Source organism: Azospirillum sp. B510 (genome assembly GCF_000010725.1).
GTDB classification, from domain to species: domain Bacteria; phylum Pseudomonadota; class Alphaproteobacteria; order Azospirillales; family Azospirillaceae; genus Azospirillum; species Azospirillum lipoferum_B.
The window spans coordinates 618209-634066 of sequence record NC_013855.1 but is presented as its reverse complement, the minus strand read 5'-3'; the positions used below and the strand labels follow the sequence as shown (position 1 = coordinate 634066).

The following is a 15858-nucleotide window of genomic DNA, read 5'->3' as shown; positions in this document are numbered from 1 at the left end:
CGCCGATCGAACAGAAGGATAAAACCCATGTGGACCAGCAAGCCGATCTGGCTCGAAGCGATGTTCATCCGGCCTCAACATTTCCAGCAGGCCGACCGCCACACCGCATGGCACATCGACAGCCGGGTGCGAGCCGCCGCCCCGCATGCCTGGGGCTGGGCCGCGCTGGCGATCGACCGGACCCTGCTGCGCCAGGGGCAGTTCGCGCTGACCGACGGACGCGGCATCCTGCCCGACGGCACCCCCTTCGACCTCTCGCCGGCCGGCGCCCTGCCTCCGGCGCGGGAGGTTCCGGGCGATCTCGCCGAGCGGCTGGTCCATCTGGCCCTGCCGGCTCCCCAACGCGGGCAATCGGAGGTCGCGCTGGACAACCGCGCCGGCCGTTACCGTGCCACGGAGGTCGAGGTGGACGATACCGCCAGCCCCAACGGCGTCACCGCCGCGATCAAGGTCGGCGCCCCCGCTTTCCGCCTGGTCTTCGAAGGCGAGAGCATGGACGGGCTGATCGGCCTCGGTTGCGCCCGCGTTGAAAGGGTCCGCGAAAGCCGGGAGGTGGTTCTGTCGGCCCAATACATACCGCCGACCCTCGCCGTCGATGTCGACCGCCGGCTGACCGAGATGCTCGGGGAGGTGGTATCCCTGCTGCAAAGCCGGGGAAACGCGCTGGCGGAGCGGTTGAATCCCGACAACTGGCAAAGCAATGCCGGCTTTCTCGATTTCGCCCTGCTGCAAACGGTGAACCGCCACGAGCCGTTGCTGGCGGGCATGGCCGGGGCGGATGGGCTGCACCCGCTCGATCTGCACCGGGCCCTCCTCGAACTGGCCGGCGACCTCGCCACCTTCAAAACGGGGCGGCACCGGCCGCCGCCCTTTCCACGCTACCGCCACCAGGATCTGGAAAGCAGTTTCACGCCGCTGATGGCGGAGATCCGCAGCGCCCTGACCATGGTCACCGATCAGCCGGTGGTGGCCATTCCCTTGGAGGCCAGGCGTTTCGGCATTCACATCGGGCAGCCCGCCGACCGGACCCTGTTCCGCGACGCGCAGTTCGTGCTGGCGGTGAACGCCGCGGTGCCGCCCGACACCATCCGGAACCTGTTTCCCTCGCACGTCAAGGTCGGCCCGGTGGAAGACATCCGAAGTCTGGTGAATCTCCAGCTGCCCGGCATCGGCCTGACGCCGCTGGCGGTCGCTCCGCGCCAGTTGCCCTTCCATCGCGGCTTCACCTATTTCGAGCTGGACCGCAACGCCGCCTCCTGGCCCAAGCTCCTCAGTTCCGCCGCCATCGCACTGCATGTCAGCGGTGACTTCCCGGCTCTCGAGATGGAGTTCTGGGCCATTCGGAACGCCGCGTCATGAGCCAGTTCATCGACGAGGACGACGCCCCGACCACACCGCGGCCGATCCAGGTTCCACCGCCGCCGCGTCCGGCGGTGCCGGGCCGACCGCAGCCCCCAACGCCGGCATCGCCACGCATCGCCGCGCCACAGCGTCCGGCCGCCCCCCAGGCGCTCCTCCAACGGCGGCCTCCGGCGGCCGACCCGACGGCGATGCCCGCGCGCGGCCGTGACGGCGGCACCAACGCGTTGCTGACGGCGGCCGGACCGCTGCTGACGATGGTCACGCAAGTCGCCTTTTCCAGCGAGCATGCCGACGCCGACGCCTTGCAGCGCGGATTCCTGGCCGCCTTCACCCGCTTCGAAACCGAAGCCGCCGCCGCCGGATATCGCGAAGACACCGTGACCACGGCGAAATACGTGCTGGCCGCCCTGGTGGACGAGATGGTGCTCGATACCGGATGGGGTTTCGAAAGCGTGTGGGGAAGCCGCAGCCTGCTGTCCCTCCTGTTCAGGGAGACCTGGGGGGGTGAGAAGGTGTTCACCATCCTCGACCGGCTGAAGGCCGAACCGGACCGCAACATCGACGCGCTGGAACTGATCGGCCGCTGCCTGGCGTTCGGTTTCCAGGGCAAATACCGGCGGCTGGACGGTGGCCTCTACCAGCTCGAGGATCTGCGAAGCGAGCTTGACCGCTTGTGCCGCAGCCTGCGTCCCGCCGTCGACCCGCGGCTCGCCTCCACCGTGGCTCCGGTGAAAGCCGCGACCCGGCTGCGCCGGTTCCTGCCGGGCTGGGTGGTGTTCGTCCTGGTCGCGGTGCTGCTCGCCGGCGCCTTCCTGTCCGCGAAGGGCAAGCTGAACCAGAGGGCCGAAGCCGCCCTCGCCAGCCTCGCCCGCGTGGCCGGCGCCGGAACCGCCGCCGGAGCCGCCGCCGTGCCCGCCCGCGCACCGGCCTTCCTTCCGGCCGCCCCGAATCCCAGCCCGCTGACCGCCCGATGATCTATTTCTACGAATTCTTCACGAGATACATCGGCTGGCGCTGGCTGGTCCGCATCCTGGTGATCGTCCTTCTGGTCGGCGCCTACTGGTTTCTGGCGCCGCTGCTGGAGATCGACGGCGCCCACCCGTTGGCCGAGCCGTGGGCGCGCATCGGGCTTCCGCTGGGACTGGTGGCGCTCTATCTGGTGATCCGCCTCTATCCGAGCGCAAGGCTGAGCTGGGAGAAGCGCCAGCTTGCGCGGCGCGGGATCACCGCCACCGACAGCATGAACAGCATGGCGGTGCTGGAACGGCTGGCCGTGATGGAGCGGTTCGAGGCGGTGGCCGAGGCGCTCGGGCCGCAGGCCCAGCCCGGCGCCACCTCGGCCGATGCCTACACCACCCCCTGGTATCTGATGCTGGGTCCGCAGGGCGGCGGCCGGACCACGCTGCTTGGCCGCGCCGAACTGGATTTCCCGCTGCACCAGCCCGCCGCCGGGGGTGACGACCAGCCCTGCGACATCTGGGTGTCGCGGAACGCCGTGGTGGTCGATGCGGCCGGGCGGCTGGCCCTTCAGGATTCCGCGCCGGAGCAGGACGAGGCGGGATGGCGGACCCTTTTGCAGATGCTGACCCGCCAACGTCCAAGACGGCCGGTCAACGCCGTCCTGCTGGCCGTGCCGGTGGACGCGCTGCTGGCCGACGACGGCCGGCGGCGCCAACTGGCGGAGACGCTGCGCCGTCGGGTCCAGGAGGCATCGAGCCAGTTCGGCATCCGCATGCCGGTGTATCTGATCATCACCCGCTGCGACCTCGTCGCCGGATTTTCCGAGTTCTTCGAAACCCGCGACGTTGACGAGCGCGAGCAGATCTGGGGGTTCTCCCTGCCGCTGGAGCGCACGGCGGCGGGCGAGGCCGTGATCCGCCGGATCGAAACGGAAGCGGCGCTGCTGAGCGAGCGGATCGATGCACAGGTCCCGCCCCGCCTGCAACACGAACGCGACGCCGCCCGTCGCCGTCTGATCGCCAATTTCGCCGTCCAGTTCCGCCTCGCGCAGCAGGCGCTGGCACGCTTCGCCGCGGAATTCCTGCGCGGCGATCACGCGGGCGCCGCGCCGCCGCTGCGCGGCGTCTTCCTGACCAGCGCCACGCGGGAGGGGTTCGATCCGGCTCTGCTGTTCGGACTGGTGGCGGAACCCTTCACCCTCGATCCGGCGCGGGTGCCGGCACCGCTGCACCCCGAGCGCAGCTTCTTCATGGCGAACCTGTTCGCCGGCGCCATCCTCCCCGAAGCCAACCTCGCGGGCACCAATCGGGCGGTCGAAGCCGGGCTGGCCAGCCGGCACATGCTTCAGTATGGCGCCGCCGGCCTGATCCTGGCGGTGGCGGGCGGACTATGGGCGCAGGCCTACGAGCGTCACATGGGACGTCTGGACCTGCTCGACGGCGCGGTCCAGAAGGTGGCCCTGGCGCTCGGGCAGGCGCGCAACCAACCGGATCTGACGGTGGTCTTCGCGCCCCTGGCCGATCTTCAGACCGCCTCCACCGGCTATCGGACCGCAGGGGCGCTGCCCACCCTGTTCGACCTCGGGATGACGCCGGATGCGGCGATCGCCCGCGACCTCGACACGATCCAAAGCGCCTTGCTTCGCCGCGAGTTCCAGCCGCGCGCCGCCGAGCTGGCCCGCCAATCCCTGGCCGCGGCGCTGAGCGCCAACGATCAGCGCGCGGTGCATCATGCTTTGCGCGTCTATCTGATGCTGTGCACGCCGGCCCGGGCCGACGCGGCGCTCCTGCGAGGCTGGGCCGCGCAGATCGGCCAGGCGAAATTCGCCCTGTTTCCCGAGCAGAACCAAATTTTCCAACATCACATGGCGGATCTTCTCGAGGTTGGGCTCGATCCGCTCGCCCCGGAGGAGGTGACGGTCGGACAGGCCCGCCGGATGCTGCTGCGGTCGACACCCGCGGCGCAGGTCTACGAGGAACTGAAACGGGTGGCGGGCACCGCCGGACTGCGCGACTTCCGCCTGCCGCCGGCGACCCTGCCCCCCTCCGGCGCCGCGGCGGCGGGTGTCGTCAGCATGGGATCGGACGTGCTGGAAACGGCGACGGTCATTCCCGGCTTCTACACAAGCGAAGGCTTCTATCAGGTCTTCCTGAAACAGCTTCCCAACCTCAGCAACGGATCGGTCGAGGATGACTGGATGTTCGACGCCTCCAGCATCATGGCCGTGTCGGCCACCAATGCCGACCTGATCAACCAGGTGACCGACCTCTATGTCCGCGATTATGTCGGAGCATGGCAGAAGCTGCTGAAATCGATCGAGTTCTATGGATTCATGTCGCTGACCGAGGCGACGCAGACGCTGGACTATCTGTCGGCCGCCGACAGCCCGATCCGCAACATCCTGGTTTCGCTTCGCAACAACGTCGACCTGCCGGTGCCCGCCCCGCCGCAGCCGGCGGCCGGCGCCGCGACCGCTCCGCCGGTGCGCCGCGCCGGTCTGACGGATCGCCTGCTGAACGCCGGAAGCACCCTCGCGGCGGCGCAGCTCCAACCCGAACCGGCCGCCGCTCCGCCGGCACCGCCGCCGCTGCCGCCTCAATTGACCGGCGCCAATTGGCCGGGCGCGCGTATCGCCGCCCCCTTCCGCTCCCTGACCGATCTGGTCGTCGAAAACGGCTCGCGGACCGCTGGAATCGAAGGGGTGCTGGGGGTGGTGTCCAGTCTCGCCGCCACCGCCAAATCGGTCGTGCTGTCCAGTGATCCGCCACGGGCCGCCTACCAGATGGCGCTGGCCCGCCTCGGTGTCCGGCCGGGACAACAGGCCGACGCCATCACCCTCGTCCGTATGGCCGCCGACCGCCAGCCCGAACCGGTGCGGCAATGGCTGACCCGCCTCGCCGGGGAAACCTGGGCCGCCGTGATGAACGAGGCGCGGGCGTCGGTCGCCCAGTCCTGGGAGCAGGAGGTCATGCCGGAATGGCGGCGCAGCATGCGCGACCGCTATCCGCTGTTCCGCGAGGGCGGCGCCGAGATTCCCCTGAAGGACTTCTCCACCTTCTTCGGTCCGACCGGGATCATCGACAAGTTCGTGCAGGACCGGCTGGCCGCCTTCATCGACATGTCGGGCGCCCGCTGGACAAACCGGCAGGTGGATGGCGAGTCGATCGAGCTGTCGCCCGCTGCCCTGCGTCAATTGCAGCAGGCGGCGGTTATCCGCCAGGCGTTCTTCGCACAGGGTAGCGGCACGGCGCCGTCGGTGCGCTTCAGCCTTCGCCCGACCATGCTGGACAGCCGGGCCACCCAGCTGCAACTGGTCAGCGGTGGCGAGACCATCACCTATCGTCACGAACCGCCGCGTGCACGCAAGCTGCAATGGCCGGGGGAGGCCGGGTTTGGCCCGCTGCGGATCAGCGTCACCGATGTCGAGAACCGGAGCTGGTCGCTGGAGAAGGACGGCATATGGTCGCTCTACCGCCTGCTCGACGAGGCGCGCATCCGCCCGGCGGCGAGCGGTGACCGTTACCAGATGGACCTCACACTGAACGGTCTGACCGCCAGCTTCGAATTGATCGCCGAAACCGCCGGCCCCAACCCGCTGGACCCCCGGCTGCTGCGCGATCTTCGTCTGCCGGAGCATCTGCAATGACATCCCCTGAACCCCCCGCACTGTCCTTACCCTCCCTGTGGCCGAGCGCCGGCCTGACCCGTCAGGGGGTCGGCCGCTCGGTCAACGAGGATGCGATCCTGTCGCGGCCGGACCTCGGGCTATGGGCGGTGGCGGACGGAATCGGCGGGCAGGCCGCCGGGGATGTCGCCAGCCGCGCGGTCATCGGCGCGCTGGCCGGAGCGCTGGAGTCCGCCGGTCCGCAACAGTCGCTGGACGCCGCCGCCGCCGTTGTCCGGGGGGCGCTGACGACCGTCAACCGCGAGCTGCTGGACAAGGCGGCCCAGCTCGGAACCCGGTCGGTCATCGCCACCACCATCGCCATGCTGCTGGTGCGCGGCGATGAGGCCCTGTGCCTGTGGGCCGGCGACAGCCGGATCTATCTGCTGCGCGACGTCCATCTCTATCGGCTGACCCGCGACCATACGGTGGCCGCCGACCGGATGATGGCCGGACTGCCGCCCTCTCCCGATCCAAGGGCGGCCCAGAGCCTGACCCGCGCGGTCGGCGCGCGGGACGCGTTGACGCTCGATCTGGCGGTGTTGGGGACCAGACCGGGCGACCTGTTCCTCGTCTGCACCGACGGCGTGTGGCAGGCCATTCCGCCCGAGGGACTGGCCGGGAGCTTCGAGGCCGACCCGGACGCCACCGTCCGCCTGCTGGCCGAACGGGCTCTGGCCGGCGGAACGCGCGACGACCTTTCAGCCGTCGTGACGCGGGTCTGCCCATGAACGCGTCCCCACCCCCCTCCATCACCCCAGCCGCCGAGCCCGTCGGCATCCTGGCCGACGGCGAGGAGGACCTCACCCTTTTCGCCTTCGACGACGCGACCACGCGCGAAACAGGTCCGGCCGCGATCTCCCCGATGGCCGCCCCTCCGGATGCCGCATCATCCGCCGCCCCGCCCCCGGCGCCGCTGGCCGGCCGTTACCTGATCGGCGATCTCATCGGACGGGGCGGCTTGTGCGATGTCTTCGCGGCCAGCGACACCCTGGCCGTCCCCTATGCTCCGGCGCTGGTGGTCAAGCGGCTCCGGGTGGAGCACCGGAGCAACGCGGAGGCCGTGCGCGAGTTGAAGGCCCAGGCGGAGCTTCTCGCCCGGCTGTCGCACCCCAACATCGTCCGCTTCGTCGCCGCCGGACACGAGCAGGGCGACCCCTGGCTGGTGATGGAACGCATCACCGGCGCTTCACTCGGCCAGCGGCTGCGCCAGTCGGCCGGTTCCGGGCTGGGGGGAGAGGCGGTCGCAACGCTGCTGTCCGACCTGATCGCGGCGTTGCGCCACATCCATGGAAAGGGACTGGTCCATGGCGATCTGAAGCCGGGAAACATCCTGATCGGGGACGACGGTCACGCCTTCCTGCTTGACCCACTGCCACCCGCCCAAAGCGAAGCCCAGCCGATCACGCCGCTGTACGCCAGCCCGGAACGCGCGGCCGGCCGCCAGCCGGCCATCGCCGACGATGTCTATGCCCTGGCGCTCGTCGCCTACGAGGCGATGACGGGACGGCACCCGTTCGGCCGCATCCCACCGGCCGAGGCGCTGACGGCCCGGCGACGCCTTCCCGCCCGCCCGGCGGAGCTGGACCGCGCCCAGTGGCGCTTCCTCTCCCGTCTGTTGACCGGCAACACCCGCTGGACCACGGCGGTGACCGAATTCACGCGGCTGACCCGTCCGGCCCGGCAGCGGGCCGACCGCCGGGACAAGCGTTGGAGCCGCCTCCCGATCGCCGCCCTCCTGCTGCTGGCCGTGCTGGGCGGCGCCAGCGCGATAAAACTTCTCTTCTAAGGAACCAACCGGCCGCAGCTGACACTCAAGGATACGAAGACGATCCAATGATGTCATCCCGAACACTTACGGAGAAAAGACCATGGCGACCGGTGCCTATATGAAAGTGATCGGCAAGAACCAGGGCGCGATCAGCGACCGTGCCTTTTCGGCCGAGAGCGTCGGCAGCACGATCTTTCAGGAAGCGCATCAGGATTGTATTTACGTCCTGGCCTCCAGCATGGAAGTCGCCGTGCCGACCGATCCGCAATCCGGCCAGCCGACCGGCGTGCGTGGTCACAAGCCCTTCACCATCACCAAATATTTCGACCGCGCCTCGCCGCTGCTCTGGCAGGCCGCCTGCACCGGCGAGGTGCTGGAAATCTCGCTCAGCTTCTACCGAACCTCCGCGCGCGGCGGGCTGGAGCAGTATTACAGCATCAAGTTCACCGACGCCGTGATCGTGGACATGAAGGGCTATTTCCAGAATATCCTGATGGACGAGTTCAAGGGCCTCGGCCATCACGAGGATGTGTCCTTCGTCTACCGCGCGGTGGAATGGACGCATGAGATGGCCGGAACCACGGGCTCCGACGACTGGCGGCGGCCGACCTACAGCTGATCCGGCGCTTCGAACACCACCCTTCGACGATGGCGCTCGAAGCCTTTCTTCTATGCGGAGAAGGGCTTCTTGCGCGTGAGGCCTCGGGAACGGACCAACCCGGAAAACAGGGAGCGTACGATGGAGTTTCAAAAGGAGCAGGCCGGCGGCGCGCTGATCATGCGCCCGATCGGCCGCATCACCAGCGGCAATGCCAATGATTTCGAACTGCTCCTCAACAACCAGCTCGACGCGGGAAACACCCGCATCATTCTCGATCTGTCGAAGCTGGAGACGATCAGCAGCGCCGGCCTGCGGGTGGTGCTGATCATCGGCAAGCGGCTGGGTGCGAAGCAAGGCCGCCTGGTGCTGTCGGCGATGCGTCCGGCGGTCCTGGAAGTGTTCCAGATCAGCGGCTTCCTGGCGCTGTTCCAGGTCTACCCCAACAACAGCCAGGCGACGATGGCGCTGGAACAGGGCCGGTAGTCCTACCACGGGCCCCGGGTTCCGTCGGGAGCGGCGCCGCGTGGACCGAGCGCAAAGGTCACCGTCCGCTCGCCCCTGGTCCCGTCCCCGACCCAACTCGACCAGCCGAGCCGGATTTCGCCCACCTCCAGGCGGAAGGGCGGCACCGCCGCCTCCGCCAGGGACAGCATGATATCGACCTCGCAGGGCAGCGGCAGGAGGAGATGGATCAAGGCGCAAAGCGCCTTGTGCGCATCGCCGTCGGGCAGGAAGCGGGGAAACGCCTCCCGATCGAGAGGCCCGACATGAACACGGATCTTTCCGGCGCCATCCTCCATCCGGTCTCCGATGATGAAGTCGCGTCCAAGACAGCACAGACCGGTGCCCAGCCCGTTGCGCTGCCAATCGGGCAGGACGACGGTACGCTGGACCAGTTCCTCCACCACCATCGGCAAGCCGTCGAAATAGCCGCTCAACACCTGCCCGATGATGTTGGCCGAACGGTTGCGCAGACGCAGCAGGCCGACATAACGCAGCAGACGGCCGGGATCGATGCGCGGCGCGAGCTGCGCCTGGGCATTGCCGATCCCCCCCAGGGCAAACAGCCTCGCGGCCAGAACCGCGGCCCCGTCATGCTGGCCGCCGGCATAGGCCCGATACTTCTGCCAACTACGGAACATCAGCGACAGGAGCCGGTGGTTGAACAGATCCAGGAAGTCGCGCAGCCGCGTGTCATCGGCGGCAGCCCACAGGATCCGCTCGGTATAACCCGCCGGCAAGGGGGATGATGAGCCGTAGAGGCCGAGAAAGGCGCAGGCCAGCGTCGCCCGGCGGTCGGGAGCGAAGGCCTGCGTCCCGTCATCGGGTTTCCGCGCGACATCCACCAAATCCAGCCCGCTGATGTCCGAAGCGGGAAAGCCGAGGCTGGGCGTTCCACGGAAACGGATCGCCTCGGATGCCGCCGGCCCCAGTTCTCCGACCGGGGCGGAGCGCGGATCGGACGCCCGTTGAAGCTGCATCACCAGCTGGAAGAAGGACCAGCCCTGCGGAGGAGGGGAGCTCACGGCGCGGCCCCGCCGCCGACCCGGACCGGCCAGTCGCATCGCCAGTTGCTGTCGCCGCCGCACAGGCGGAGCTTGTGGAAGCTGTTGATGTTGGACGCCTCGCCGAAAAAGGCGTTCAGCACCGAGCCCAGCAGAAAAGCCTCCCCCGAACCGCCCAGCCTGGCCTCGTCAACGATCAGCGAGATCTCGGTGCCACGCAGAAGATAGCCGGCGGGCATCCTCAAATCCGAGGGCTTCGCCTCGATGCCGCGCAACGCCTCCAGCCGCAGTTCGAGGCGCCGCCGCGCCCTCTGGTCCTGGAGGGCGACGAAATCCAGGCTCCCAATCAGCGTGCGCAGGGCGGCGATATCGGTCAGGCTGCCCGCGCTCACCGCCAGATTGGCGATCAATCGCCACAGCAGTTGGACGTCGAGCGGCGGAAGCGCCTGCGGGCTGACCGGCGAGATATTGCGGAAACGGGCATAGGTGGGAGAGGTGGCGGTAGCCCGATTGACGCCCCCCACCGGCACCATCTCGGCCAGCGTCGCGTTGCTGCAGGTCATGGCGACGGAGACGATTTCCGGCCGGCGCTCCACCGCGTGCCGGGTCTCGTCGACCAGGGCGAGAAAGGTGTCGATGCCATCCCGCGCCACCGCCGGCTTGCGCCGGACATGGTAATAGGTCGAGGAACGCCGGCCATCGTCAATGGCATGCAGGAAGGATTCGAAGGCCGAATAATCCACCCGCTCACCACGGTCGCGGACCCAGCCGGTGACATGGTCGATGGAGAAGATGCCGTAATGCTGCGGTCGCGCGGCCGCCGGCAGCAGCCGGTATTCGGTCTTGGCCTGCGAGATGTCCAGCGGCGTGGCCTCCAGGGGAAACAGGTTGACGACCGGCACGCAGTTGATGCGCAGATTGGCCGTGACCAGCCTCGCCGTTTCGTCCGCCGGACCGTCGAGTTCGAACCTGATGGTCCAGTCGCCGCGCGGCTGCGGTCCGGCTTGGGCCAGCCCGACCAGATCGAAGAACAGGAATTTTTCCGGGAACAGCAGATATTCCTGAAGCAGGATATGCCCGTGGAAACTCTGCGGCGACTGCGGCAGCAGCTGCTCCCCCCTGGTGAAGCCGACCGGACGGAGGGCGGAGGCGGGCAAGTGAAGGGTGCGGCCGTCCGGCAGCGACACCGACACACGGCGCAGCCGGCGGGTCAACCGGTAGAGCAGTTGGCGGCCGACACCGCTGTCCCGCTCGAAATTCAGATGGAAGCGCAGGGGATCGAGGCGCAGCGTGTCCAGGCGTGCCCCATTGATCGGGGTCAGCACGGCGCTGAGCCGGCTCTGGTCCCCCATCGATTCCATCGATGCCTGGGCAAGACGGACCGGATGGATGTCGCCCGCATGCGGATTGCGGAAGACGCAAGATGTTCCATCGACCGGCTCGGACTGGAAGGCGCATCCTGGAGGAAGGCTTTGCGTCTCGCTGACCGCACCGGCCTGAGGTTCCAGCTCGAGGATGGTCATCGCCGGGAAGGGCCGCAGCAGGTTCGGCCAGAGCAGCGACACCAGCGAATGCGAAAGTTCCGGCAGTTCATCGTCCAGCTTCTGGCGGATGCGGGCGGTCAGGAAACAAAACGCCTCGATCAGCCGCTCGACGTCGGGATCGCTGGCGTCCCGCGCCAGGAAGGGGGCCAGGGTCGGATTCTCCTGCGCGAACTCCGCACCGAGATCACGCAGGTAGGCCAGTTCATCCTGATAATAGCGGGAAAAGCTCATGGCGCGTCCTTCAGCGTTTGACCCGGACGAAACCGTCGTCGCTCAAGGTCGTCTCGAAGCCGATCCGTTCGCCGTCCTGACCCCGGAGGCGGGCGGAAATCTGGAAACGCAGACTCAAGGGGTTGTGCGGATCATGGTCTGGACGGACAAGAACCTGGACCAGCCTCGGCTCGAAGCGGTCGATCTGCGCCTTGATCGCACGGGCGATCACCGGCATCGATTCCGGCCCCTTGATGAGCGCGTCGTTGAAGTCGGGAAGACCATAGTCGGGGCGCGTCATGCAGCTTCCCTGGCGCGCGTTGAACACGGCGCTGAGGTTGGCCAGAATCGATGCGGACAGCTGGACGGGATCCATCCGCACCGGCGGCACGGTCCGTCCGTCCTCCAGGCGCTCGAACAGGGTTCTGGCGTAAAGCGGCATGGCGGGGTCCATGGGAAAGCCCCTCTCCCGCCCCGGCGGGGACGGGAGAGGGTGGGTGACGACGGGATCAGACCTTGTCGAGCTTGCCGGTCAGATTCAGGGTGAAATCCGCCCCCATATGCTTGAAGTGCGGCTGGACCTTCAGGTTGACGCGATACCAGCCGACATCCCCCTCGACCTCCTCCACCACGATCTTGGCGCGGCGCAGCGGACGGCGGCTGCGGACCTCGGCGGTCGGATTGTCCTGGTCGGAGACATAATCGCGGATCCAGTTGTTCAACTCGGTTTCCAGCTCTCCGCGCTGCTTCCAGCTTCCGATGTTCTCGCGCTGGAGCACTTTGATGTAGTGGGCAAGCCGGTTGATGATGAAGAGATACGGAAGCTGGGTGCCAAGCTTGTAGTTCAGTTCAGCCTCCTTGCCTTCCTTGGAACTGCCGAAGCTCTTGGGCTTCTGCACCGAGTTGGCCGAGAAGAAGGCGGCGTTGTCGCTGCCCTTGCGCATGGTCAGGGCGATGAAGCCCTGTTCCGCCAATTCATACTCGCGGCGGTCGGAGATCAGGATCTCCGTCGGAATCTTGGTTTCGGTCTGCCCCATCGCGTCGAAGCGGTGAAGCGGCAGATCCTCGACCACGCCACCGCTCTGCGGCCCGATGATATTCGGACACCAGCGGTATTTGGCGAAGCTTTCCGACAGGCGGGTCGCGAAGGCGAAGGCGGCGTTGCCCCAGCAGTAATCCTTGGAATCGGTGGACGCCGATTCCTGGTAGTTGAAGGATTTGATGGGGGTGCTCTGGGGGCCGTAGGGCAGGCGCAGCAGGAAGCGCGGCAGGGTCAGGCCGAAATAGCGGGAATCCTCGGACTCCCGGAAGGAGTTCCACTTGGCGTAGCTCGGGCTGTCGAAGATCGACTGGAGATCCTTCAGATTCGGCAGCGCCTCATAGCTGTCATTGCCGAAGAACTGCGGACCGGCGGCACCGATCACCGGCGTGTGGGACATGGCGCCGACAGCGGCCATGTTCTGCATCAGCTTCACGTCCGCGGCGTTGGGGCTGTATTCGAAGTTGGTGATCACCGCGCCGATCGGCTGGCCGCCGAACTGGCCGTACTCCGACACATAGACCTGCTTGTAGAGGCCGGACTTGGCGATCTCGGGCGCGTCCTCGAAATCCTCGCGAAGCTCGTCCTTGGTGGCGGACAGCACCTCGATCTTGATGTTCTCGCGGAAGTCGGTGCGGTCGACCAGAAACTTCAGGCCGCGCCATGCCGTTTCCAGCTTCTGGAAACCGTCGTCATGCAGGATCGTGTCGATCTGCCGGCCGAGCTTGGCGTCGATCTCCGCGATCATCTGATCGACGATGGCGTTGTTCACCTTCTCGTCCTTGCGGGTCGGCTTCATCAGCTCCGACACGAAGGCTTCGATGCCGCGCTTGGCAAGGTCATAGCCCTCGTCAACCGGGCGCAGACGGGTCTGTTCCATGATCTGGTCGAGCAGCGACGGTTCGTCCGTCGTGGTCGGGGCCGCCGTGGATTGTCGTTCGGTATCGGTCGCCATGGGACTCTCTCAAAACAAGGGGCGGGGCAGCGTGGCGAAAGGGGGATCAGCCGGTCGCGCCGGGTCCGTCGGGCAGCAGGCCGAGTTCGGACAGAAGCCGGCCGCGCGCGCCGCTATCCTCCAGCGTCGCCTGGATGGTCTTGCGGAAGGCCGGCACATTGCCAAGCGGCCCCTTCAACGCCAGCAGAGCGCTGCGCAGTTCCAGCAGGGCCTTCATTTCCGGCACCTGTTCGACGATGCGCTCCGGCTCGAAGTCACGGACGGACTCGAACTTCAGATGAACCGGAAGCGGCTCCGCCGCGTCCTCCTCCAGCTTGTTGGGCACCTGGGTCGACAGCGCCAGTTGATGGCTGCGCATCACGTCCTGGAAATTGTCCTTGTTGACGCCGGCAAGCGGGCGCTCCTCGATCGGGGTGTCGTCGGACCGTTGCGTGAAGTCGCCGATGACCAGCATCTTCAGCGGCAACTCCACGTCCTGCTTGGTGTCGCCGGTCGCCGGGCGGAACCGGATGTTGATGCGCTCCTTCGGAGCGACGGATGAATCGAGAGCCATGGATCTGTTCCCTTTCTTGACTTACGTGACGTCGATGAAGTCCAAGGCCCGGTCCATGGCCAGCCAGCCAAGCCGGGCCTGTACCGCCGCGATGCGGTCGGCGCGGGTCCTTCCGCCTTCCGCCGTCGCCGGCAGGGCGCGGTAACATTCAAGGACCAGCGCGCACAGATCGGCGCAGAGGACCGGCTCCCAATCCTCCAGCCCGCGCCGTTCGGCCAGCGCCTCCAGCTTGCCGGCGATGTCCAGCGCGGCCCGCGTGAAGCCGGCCTCAAGACACAGACGGGCGAGCGCCAGATCCCCGAGGAAGGCGCCGCGTCCGGCCCGCTCCACCGGACGGGAGGCGCTGAACAGGGCCACCCCCTCCTTCGCGCGCCCCTGGGCCACGGCATCCCGTGCCTCGCGCAGCGCCTTGGCCCAGGGATGATCGACCACCCCGCCCCCAGCCGTCCCGCCTGGCGCCGCCAGAATGTCGGAGGCCACCCATCCGCGGGTCACATCGTCGAGGAACGGCGACCCATCGGCATAGCGCAGGTCGCCCAGTCCGGGCAGACGACGCAGAAGAGTGGCCAGAGCGCCGCGCAGCGCATGGGCCGACGGCGTGAATTTCCCGCCCGCCCCCTCCAGCGCCAGAGCGGCCAGCCGCTGCCCTTCGAACCAATAGGGAAAGGTGTCGAGGCTCTCCTCGATGTCGTGGAACAGGTCGACGAACCGGCCGGCGCCCAACCACTCCCGGCAACGCTCGATCCTCTCGGCGGAGGGTGACCGCAGCGGCGTCGTTCCCGCCGGTGCTGGGGGAAGACCGTTCACAGGCAGCCAGACCGCGGCCCGCATCAGCTCGACCGCGCGAGGATCGGACGGATCGGCCCGACGCACGGCGTTGGCGAGCGTCCGCAGGCCGGCGGCGGTCTGGTCGATCGCCCGGTCGATCTGCGCCGGGGTCGCCCCCGCCGACACCGCCGCCGGCACTGGTGCGGGTGCGGGTAATGGTGGTGGCGATGCCGGCGGAACCGGCGGCGCTTCGCTGGAGGCAGGCTGGACGGATGCGGTCTGACCGGACGTCGAAGACGTCGGGGGAGAAGGCGCCGGCGGTGCAAGGTCGACCGCCGGGGGGGCAAGCAGCGCCGACGCCTCCGTGGCCCGTGCGCCAAGCCGGCGGATCGCCTCCCCCAACTCCGGCCGGCTGTTCTCCAGACGGCTGAGCAGCGCCTCGTTCAGGCGGCCCAGCGCATCGGCGCTGGCCAGCACGGCGGCGGCGTTGCCGGGGGTGGCCGGATGCTCCGCCACCACGGGGCCGAGCCGTTCCCCCAACCAGTTCACCGCGTTGACCCGCGCGGCCTCCCGCTTCTTCGGCGGATGGAGATCGTCCCAGAACGCCTCAACCATGCCCGCCAGGATCATCAGCCCGTCGGCCAGACCGGCATAGGATTCGGTGCGCAGCAGGCCATAGGCGAGATAGGAGCCGACCAGCAGATCCTTCGACTTGGTTTCGGTGATGGTCAGCGCATGGCGCACCACCTCCCTCCAGTCGACCGCGTTCGGTCCGCCGCTGTCGAGTTTGGCCACCTCGGACTGGAGCCTGTCGAATTCCGGCTCATAGCGGGCGCTGGGAAGCGCCGGGCCGGAAACAGGTCTGGCCCCAAGCGATGCGCGGTCAGACATCGCGCCACTCCCGCGGCGGATGCGCCTTGAAACGC

13 protein-coding genes are annotated in these 15858 nt (G+C 67.9%); 7 read left to right on the top strand and 6 right to left on the bottom strand.

Annotated features, from left to right (window positions below):
* Nucleotides 1–27 precede the first annotated feature (27 nt).
* The 7 genes from tssK (at nucleotide 28) to AZL_RS18080 (ending at nucleotide 8841) form a co-directional block, all read left to right on the top strand.
* Nucleotides 28–1359, top strand: coding sequence for a type VI secretion system baseplate subunit TssK (gene tssK / locus AZL_RS18110; protein WP_012975939.1), 1332 nt, complete (start codon nucleotides 28–30; stop codon nucleotides 1357–1359).
* The gene (icmH, locus tag AZL_RS18105; RefSeq protein ID WP_012975938.1) at nucleotides 1356–2336 is read left to right on the top strand and encodes a type IVB secretion system protein IcmH/DotU; all 981 of its coding nucleotides are present in this window, start codon (nucleotides 1356–1358) and stop codon (nucleotides 2334–2336) included. The genes tssK and icmH overlap by 4 nt, the downstream gene beginning before the upstream one ends.
* Nucleotides 2333–5968 (top strand): type VI secretion system membrane subunit TssM, encoded by a 3636-nt coding sequence (gene tssM / locus AZL_RS18100; protein ID WP_012975937.1) that lies wholly within the window; start codon nucleotides 2333–2335, stop codon nucleotides 5966–5968. Before icmH ends, tssM begins: the two co-directional genes overlap by 4 nt.
* Entirely contained in the window at nucleotides 5965–6717 is a 753-nt protein-coding gene (locus AZL_RS18095; protein ID WP_012975936.1) for a PP2C family protein-serine/threonine phosphatase, read from the top strand. Before tssM ends, AZL_RS18095 begins: the two co-directional genes overlap by 4 nt.
* A complete protein-coding gene (locus tag AZL_RS18090; RefSeq protein WP_012975935.1) occupies nucleotides 6714–7775 on the top strand; it encodes a serine/threonine-protein kinase in 1062 nt (353 codons plus the stop codon). The genes AZL_RS18095 and AZL_RS18090 overlap by 4 nt, the downstream gene beginning before the upstream one ends.
* Before the next feature lie 82 nt (nucleotides 7776–7857).
* The gene (locus tag AZL_RS18085) at nucleotides 7858–8376 is read left to right on the top strand and encodes an Hcp family type VI secretion system effector (protein ID WP_012975934.1); all 519 of its coding nucleotides are present in this window, start codon (nucleotides 7858–7860) and stop codon (nucleotides 8374–8376) included.
* Between the two features lie 120 nt (nucleotides 8377–8496).
* Entirely contained in the window at nucleotides 8497–8841 is a 345-nt protein-coding gene (locus tag AZL_RS18080) for an STAS domain-containing protein (protein WP_012975933.1), read from the top strand.
* Between the two features lie 2 nt (nucleotides 8842–8843).
* On the opposite strand, the gene tssG is transcribed toward AZL_RS18080, so the two are convergent.
* From tssG to tssA, 6 genes are read right to left on the bottom strand one after another with little or no spacing between them, the layout of a single operon-like run.
* Nucleotides 8844–9884, bottom strand: coding sequence for a type VI secretion system baseplate subunit TssG (gene tssG, locus AZL_RS18075; protein ID WP_158305992.1), 1041 nt, complete (start codon nucleotides 9882–9884; stop codon nucleotides 8844–8846).
* Nucleotides 9881–11638, bottom strand: a complete 1758-nt coding sequence (tssF, locus tag AZL_RS18070; protein ID WP_012975931.1) for a type VI secretion system baseplate subunit TssF — start codon at nucleotides 11636–11638, stop codon at nucleotides 9881–9883. Before tssF ends, tssG begins: the two co-directional genes overlap by 4 nt.
* Before the next feature lie 10 nt (nucleotides 11639–11648).
* On the bottom strand, nucleotides 11649–12071 hold the full coding sequence (tssE, locus tag AZL_RS18065; protein ID WP_012975930.1) for a type VI secretion system baseplate subunit TssE: 423 nt from the start codon (nucleotides 12069–12071) through the stop codon (nucleotides 11649–11651).
* A 55-nt stretch (nucleotides 12072–12126) separates the two neighbouring features.
* On the bottom strand, nucleotides 12127–13611 hold the full coding sequence (gene tssC, locus AZL_RS18060; RefSeq protein ID WP_012975929.1) for a type VI secretion system contractile sheath large subunit: 1485 nt from the start codon (nucleotides 13609–13611) through the stop codon (nucleotides 12127–12129).
* A gap of 46 nt (nucleotides 13612–13657) precedes the next feature.
* Nucleotides 13658–14164, bottom strand: coding sequence for a type VI secretion system contractile sheath small subunit (gene tssB, locus AZL_RS18055; protein ID WP_012975928.1), 507 nt, complete (start codon nucleotides 14162–14164; stop codon nucleotides 13658–13660).
* A gap of 21 nt (nucleotides 14165–14185) precedes the next feature.
* On the bottom strand, nucleotides 14186–15823 hold the full coding sequence (gene tssA / locus AZL_RS18050) for a type VI secretion system protein TssA (protein WP_012975927.1): 1638 nt from the start codon (nucleotides 15821–15823) through the stop codon (nucleotides 14186–14188).
* Nucleotides 15824–15858 lie beyond the last annotated feature (35 nt).

What these genes read in the sequence shown, in the direction of transcription:
- tssK (WP_012975939.1), top strand. Translation starts at nt 28, where the DNA reads ATGTGGACCAGCAAGCCGATCTGGCTCGAAGCGATGTTCATCCGGCCT.
- icmH (WP_012975938.1), top strand. Translation starts at nt 1,356, where the DNA reads ATGAGCCAGTTCATCGACGAGGACGACGCCCCGACCACACCGCGGCCG.
- tssM (WP_012975937.1), top strand. Translation starts at nt 2,333, where the DNA reads ATGATCTATTTCTACGAATTCTTCACGAGATACATCGGCTGGCGCTGG.
- AZL_RS18095 (WP_012975936.1), top strand. Translation starts at nt 5,965, where the DNA reads ATGACATCCCCTGAACCCCCCGCACTGTCCTTACCCTCCCTGTGGCCG.
- AZL_RS18090 (WP_012975935.1), top strand. Translation starts at nt 6,714, where the DNA reads ATGAACGCGTCCCCACCCCCCTCCATCACCCCAGCCGCCGAGCCCGTC.
- AZL_RS18085 (WP_012975934.1), top strand. Translation starts at nt 7,858, where the DNA reads ATGGCGACCGGTGCCTATATGAAAGTGATCGGCAAGAACCAGGGCGCG.
- AZL_RS18080 (WP_012975933.1), top strand. Translation starts at nt 8,497, where the DNA reads ATGGAGTTTCAAAAGGAGCAGGCCGGCGGCGCGCTGATCATGCGCCCG.
- tssF (WP_012975931.1), bottom strand. Translation starts at nt 11,638, where the DNA reads ATGAGCTTTTCCCGCTATTATCAGGATGAACTGGCCTACCTGCGTGAT.
- tssE (WP_012975930.1), bottom strand. Translation starts at nt 12,071, where the DNA reads ATGGACCCCGCCATGCCGCTTTACGCCAGAACCCTGTTCGAGCGCCTG.
- tssC (WP_012975929.1), bottom strand. Translation starts at nt 13,611, where the DNA reads ATGGCGACCGATACCGAACGACAATCCACGGCGGCCCCGACCACGACG.
- tssB (WP_012975928.1), bottom strand. Translation starts at nt 14,164, where the DNA reads ATGGCTCTCGATTCATCCGTCGCTCCGAAGGAGCGCATCAACATCCGG.
- tssA (WP_012975927.1), bottom strand. Translation starts at nt 15,823, where the DNA reads ATGTCTGACCGCGCATCGCTTGGGGCCAGACCTGTTTCCGGCCCGGCG.